Origin of the sequence: Cellulomonas gelida, from assembly GCF_006538725.1 — a bacterium.
GTDB classification, from domain to species: Bacteria; Actinomycetota; Actinomycetes; order Actinomycetales; family Cellulomonadaceae; genus Cellulomonas; species Cellulomonas gelida.
In genome coordinates, this window is the sequence record NZ_BJLQ01000073.1 from 1 (window position 1) to 5400 (window position 5400).

At 72.9% G+C, this 5400-nt stretch carries 5 protein-coding genes; all 5 read left to right on the top strand.

From position 1 onward, the window contains the following. The coding region (locus tag CGE01nite_RS16540; RefSeq protein ID WP_371857600.1) for a MarR family winged helix-turn-helix transcriptional regulator at positions 1-247 on the top strand (247 nt) is incomplete at its 5' end. A gap of 154 nt (positions 248-401) precedes the next feature. Continuing rightward, positions 402-902, top strand: a complete 501-nt coding sequence (locus tag CGE01nite_RS16545; protein WP_048344292.1) for a flavodoxin domain-containing protein — start codon at positions 402-404, stop codon at positions 900-902. Between the two features lie 117 nt (positions 903-1019). After that, positions 1020-2036, top strand: coding sequence for a LacI family DNA-binding transcriptional regulator (locus tag CGE01nite_RS16550; RefSeq protein ID WP_048344291.1), 1017 nt, complete (start codon positions 1020-1022; stop codon positions 2034-2036). Between the two features lie 160 nt (positions 2037-2196). After that, positions 2197-3879 (top strand): glycoside hydrolase family 13 protein, encoded by a 1683-nt coding sequence (locus tag CGE01nite_RS16555; protein ID WP_048344290.1) that lies wholly within the window; start codon positions 2197-2199, stop codon positions 3877-3879. A 78-nt stretch (positions 3880-3957) separates the two neighbouring features. Beyond that, positions 3958-5367: an ABC transporter substrate-binding protein gene (locus CGE01nite_RS16560; RefSeq protein WP_141371758.1), complete on the top strand. Its 1410-nt coding sequence runs from the start codon at positions 3958-3960 to the stop codon at positions 5365-5367. The last annotated feature ends 33 nt before the right edge of the window (positions 5368-5400 follow it).

Consider the following 5400-nt stretch of genomic DNA (forward strand, 5'->3'; position numbering starts at 1 on the left):
GAGCCTGTCGCGCCTCGTCGAGCGGCTCGAGCTGCGCGGACTCGTCCGTCGGTCGCCGGCCACCGACGACGGGCGCGGCGTGGTCGTGACCCTCACCGACGAGGGCGCGCGCGAGCAGCGCGCGATCGGCCGTCGCCACGTCGAGCAGATCCACCGGCTCGTCGGCGGCGCGCTCGACGCGGACGAGCTGGCCACTCTGCGCCGACTGACCGACACGCTGCGCGCGCGCCAGTCGACCATCCCCTGAGCCAGCTGCCACTTGAGCCGGACTCCTCGCTCGCGTGTCACATGGTGGGACTGCCCGGATCGGCCAGTGAGATGACGTCAAGTCAGGACCGAGGACCCACGCGTACCTGGGCGCCGCGCCGCACCATGGAGGACGGACTACGGGGAGGTCGGCAATGAAGGTGCTCGTCGCGGTGGCGTCGCGTCATGGCGGGACGTGGGGTATCGGCGAACGCGTGGCCGAGGTGCTGCGTGCGCGTGGTCATGACGTCGAGCTGCGCGAACCCGAGGACCTCGTCGACGCGCAGGGCTTCGACGCCCTCGTCCTCGGATCCGCCGTCTACACCGGCCATTGGCTCCCGTCGGCGCGTGCGCTCGCGGAGCGCGTCGAGCAGGGTGGCCCGCCGCGGTTCGTGTGGCTGTTCTCGTCGGGCCTGGCGACCCAGCCCGCGGCGGCCGCGAACTCGCCCCACGAGCTCGCCGGCGTCGGCGCGGCCCTGCGTGCCCGCGGCCACCGCAGCTTCCGCGGGCGCCTGGACATGGCGGCGCTGTCCTTCGCGGAGCGCGCGATCATCGCGGGTGCGCGGGCCAAGGCGGGCGACCACCGCAACTTCGAGATCGTCGAGCAGTGGGCGCAGGGCATCGCCGACGCGCTGGTGCTGCAGCCCGCGCGCTGACCCGACGAGGTCGCGCGCCGGTCGCCTCGGCGGTGCGGGCGCCCGCACGAGGCGGTGCGCAAGCCGCTTGCGTCGATCCGCAAGCGGCTTGCGCCGGCTTGCCCTACGATGCGAGGCATGTCACGGCGACTCGCAGAGGTGGCACGCAAGGTCGGCGTCTCTGAGGCGACCGTCAGCCGCGTGCTCAACGGCAAGCCAGGAGTCTCGGAGCAGACGCGCGAGGCGGTGCTCACCGCGCTCGACGTGCTCGGGTACGAGCGCCCGACGAAGCTGCGCGGTGAGCGCGCACGCCTCGTGGGACTCGTCCTCCCGGAGCTGCAGAACCCCATCTTCCCGGCGTTCGCCGAGGTGGTGGGCGGTGCACTGGCCCAGCAGGGTTTCACCCCCGTGCTGTGCACGCAGACCGCCGGGGGTGTGTCCGAGGCGGACTACGTCGAGCTCCTGCTCGGCCAGCAGGTCTCGGGCATCGTGTTCGCGGGCGGCAACTACGCGCAGCGGGACGCGGCGCACGGGCACTACGAGCGGCTCTCGGACCGCCACCTGCCGGTGGTCCTGATCAACGCCTCGATCGAGGAGCTCGCCTTCCCGCGGGTGTCCTGCGACGACGAGGTGGCGATCGAGCAGGCGCTCGGGCACCTCGTGGCGCTCGGGCACACGCGTGTCGGCCTCGTGCTCGGCCCCGCCGACCACGTGCCCTCCGAGCGCAAGCTGCACGCGGCGCGCGCGGTCGCGGCGAGGCTCGGGGTCGAGCTCGGCGCCGGTGACGTCGTGCGATCCGCGTACTCGCTCGAGAGCGGGCAGGCCGCCGCGACGCGGTTGCTGCGCGAGGGCGTCACGGGGATCGTGTGCGCCTCGGACCCGATCGCCCTGGGCGTGATCCGGGCTGCGCGGCGCGCCGGCCTGCGCGTGCCCGACGACGTCTCGGTGGTCGGCTACGACGACTCGGCGTTCATGAACTGCACGGAGCCGCCGCTGACCACCGTGCGCCAGCCGATCGAGCCGATGGGGCGTGCGGCGATCGACCTGCTCGTGAGCCAGATCAACGGGGCCGCGGTGCCGCAGGACGAGCTCCTCTTCGAGCCCGAGCTCGTCGTGCGCGGCTCGACGGCCCCTGCGCCGGCCGCCACGCGCTGACCGGCGACTCCTGGCTCCCCACCCGCCGTCCTTCACCGAACGCCGCCGCTCCGGCGCGGCGTCCGGTGCGCGAGCGCCCCTGAGGGAGCTCTGTCACGCTTCGGTAACGCTCTTGTCAGATTCTTGCGCGCATTCTGTTCAGAGATTTAGTGTCTGCGCTGTGACGACGACGTCCTCCGCTCTGCAGCCGATCACGGCGCACACCACGGCGACCACCGCCGAGTCCGCCTGGTGGCGGCACGCGGTGATCTACCAGGTCTACCCGCGCAGCTTCGCCGACGGGAACGGCGACGGGACGGGCGACCTCGCGGGCCTGCGGTCGCGCCTGCCCTACCTGCGAGACCTGGGCGTCGACGCCATCTGGGTCACCCCCTGGTACGTCTCGCCGCTGGCCGACGGCGGGTACGACGTGGCCGACTACCGCGCGATCGACCCCGCGTTCGGGACGCTCGAGGAGGCCGAGCGGCTCGTCGCCGACGCGCTCGCGCACGGCATCCGCACGATCATCGACATCGTCCCCAACCACGTCTCCGACCAGCACGCGTGGTTCCGCGCGGCCCTCGCGTCGCCACCCGGCTCGGCTGAGCGGGCGCGCTTCTGGTTCCACCGCGGCAAGGGCCCCGACGGTGCGCAGATGCCGACGCGCTGGGTCTCGGACTTCCAGGGCAGCACCTGGACCCGCACGACCAACCCTGACGGCACGCCAGGGGAGTGGTACCTGCACCTGTTCGCCCCGCAGCAGCCGGACCTCAACTGGTCGCACCCCGACGTGCGCCGCGAGTTCGAGGACGTCCTGCGGTTCTGGTTCGACCGCGGCGTGGCCGGCATCCGGATCGACTCGGCAGCGCTGCTCGTGAAGGACCCGGCGCTGCCGGAGTACCCCGAGCACCCGGGCCCGGGCGAGCACCCGCACGTCGACCGGGACGAGATCCACGACGTCTACCGGTCGTGGCGCGCGATCGCGGACTCGTACTCGCCCGCGCGGGTCCTGGTCGGCGAGGTCTGGCTCGCCGACCGCGCGCGCTTCGCGCGGTACCTGCGTCCCGACGAGATGCACACGGCGTTCAACTTCGACTTCATGGCCCGGCCGTGGGACGCCGCGCAGCTGCGGGAGTCGATCGACACGACGCTCGCCGCGCACGGTCCGATCGGTGCCCCGGCGACCTGGGTGCTGTCGAACCACGACGTCACCCGACCCGTGACGCGGTACGGGCGGGCGGACTCGTCGTTCGCCTTCGCCGCCAAGCGCTTCGGCACGCCGACGGACGTGGCGCTCGGCCGCCGCCGTGCGCGAGCCGCCGCCCTGCTGACGGCGGCGCTGCCCGGTGCGCTGTACGTCTACCAGGGCGACGAGCTCGGGCTGCCGGAGGTCGAGGACCTGCCGCTCGAGGTGCTCCAGGACCCGATGCACTTCCGTTCGCAGGGCGTCGACCCGGGGCGCGACGGGTGCCGCGTGCCGCTGCCGTGGTCGGGGTCCGGGTCGCCGTACGGCTTCGGCCCGAGCGGGTCGTCGACGTGGCTCCCGCAGCCGCCCGACTGGGCCGAGCTCACCGTCGAGCACCAGGCGAGCGACCCGAGCTCGATGCTCCACCTCTACCGCGACCTCCTGTCCCGCCGCCGCGTCGAGCCGGCGCTGCGCGACGAGCCGCTGACCTGGCTCGACGTGCCCGGCGAGACGCTGGCGTTCTCGCGCGGGGACGTCGTCTGCGTCGTCAACCTCGGCGCGGAACCCGTCGAGCTGCCACCCCACGCCGACGTCCTGCTCACGAGCGACCGGCTCGTCACGGGACTCCTGCCGCGCGACACCGCCGCGTGGCTCCGCGCCCTGCCGGACGCTCCCTGACCGCATCGACGACAGCACCGCCCAGCAGAACCCCCGCAGCGACCGGCCCGCGCCGGGCGCCCTCACGAAGGAGTGACGATGAGGTTCAACCGCACCACTGCGCTCGCCGCAGCCGGCGTGCTCTCGCTCGGCCTGCTGGCCGCGTGCGACAGCGGCGGCGACGAGCCGGACACCGGCTCGACCAGCGCCGGCTCGCCGACAGGCACCCAGGTCACGATCCGCGTCGCGGGTCTGCTGCCGACGGCCGACGACGCCGCCAAGCAGCAGCTCGCCGACCGCGTCGCGGCGTTCGAGGAGAAGTACCCCGGGATCACGGTGGAGACCGAGGACTACGAGTGGCTGAACTCCACCTTCACCACGCAGCTCGCAGGTGGCACGCTGCCGAACGTGTTCGAGATCCCGCTCACCGACGGCAAGACGCTCATCGAGAACGGTCAGCTCGCGGACATCGACGCCCAGGTCCGCGCGCTGCCCTACGGCGAGGACTTCAACGAGTCCCTGCTCGCGAACGGGCAGGACGCCGACGGCACGATCTTCGCGGTCCCGGCGAAGTCGATCTACGCGGTCGCGCTGCACTACAACCGGAACCTCTTCGAGCAGGCCGGGCTCGACCCGGACGACCCGCCGACGACGTGGGACGAGGTCCGCACGGCGGCCAAGACGATCCACGACAAGACGGGCGTGGCGGGCTACGCGACGATGGCGCTCGACGCCTCGGGCGGCTGGCAGCTCGCCGCCGGCGCCAACGCGCGCGGTGGCGTCATCGAGACCGCGAACGGCGACGGGACCTACACCGCGTCGCTCGACGACCCGGCGGTCAAGGAGCACCTCGAGTGGCTCAGGGCGCTGCGCTGGGAGGACGACTCCCTGCTCGCGCGGGCCGATCTCGGCTGGGGCGAGATCAACGCGGCCTTCGGCGGTGGCGAGCTCGCGATGTACACGTCGGGCTCGGACGTCTACAACGCTCTCGTCGAGGGCAACGGCGTGACCGCCGACTGGGGCTACGGCCTCACGGCGATCCCGACGTCGGGCGACGGCGGTGCCCTCACGGGCGGCACGCTCGCCGCGGTCCGCAAGGACTCGACGGACGCCGAGAAGGACGCCGCGGTCAAGTGGATCGACTGGTGGTACCTGTCGAAGCTGCAGGACAAGGACCAGGCCGTCGCCGACGCGCAGACCCGCGCCGAGGCCGACCCGGCGCAGGCCGTCGGCACCCCGGTGCTGCCGATCTTCTCCGAGGCGCTGTACGAGGAGAACCTCGGCTGGATCAAGGACTACGTGAACGTCCCGCTCGAGGACATGCAGGGCTACACCGACGTCATGTTCACCCAGACGCTCGTGCCGGAGGCCTCGGTCGCCACCCAGGACCTCTACAACCAGCTGTTCCCGGTCGTACAGGCGGTGATCACGGACCAGGGCGCCGACATCGACGGCCTGCTCGCGACCGCCACCACGGCGGCGCAGGCGGCGATCGACGCCGCGAGCTGAGGACGCGACCGGCCGGGGACCCCGCAGCCCCGG

Bases quoted from the DNA above. Each gene is read 5' to 3' on its own strand.
- CGE01nite_RS16545 (WP_048344292.1), top strand. From the start codon at position 402: ATGAAGGTGCTCGTCGCGGTGGCGTCGCGTCATGGCGGGACGTGGGGT.
- CGE01nite_RS16550 (WP_048344291.1), top strand. From the start codon at position 1,020: ATGTCACGGCGACTCGCAGAGGTGGCACGCAAGGTCGGCGTCTCTGAG.
- CGE01nite_RS16560 (WP_141371758.1), top strand. From the start codon at position 3,958: ATGAGGTTCAACCGCACCACTGCGCTCGCCGCAGCCGGCGTGCTCTCG.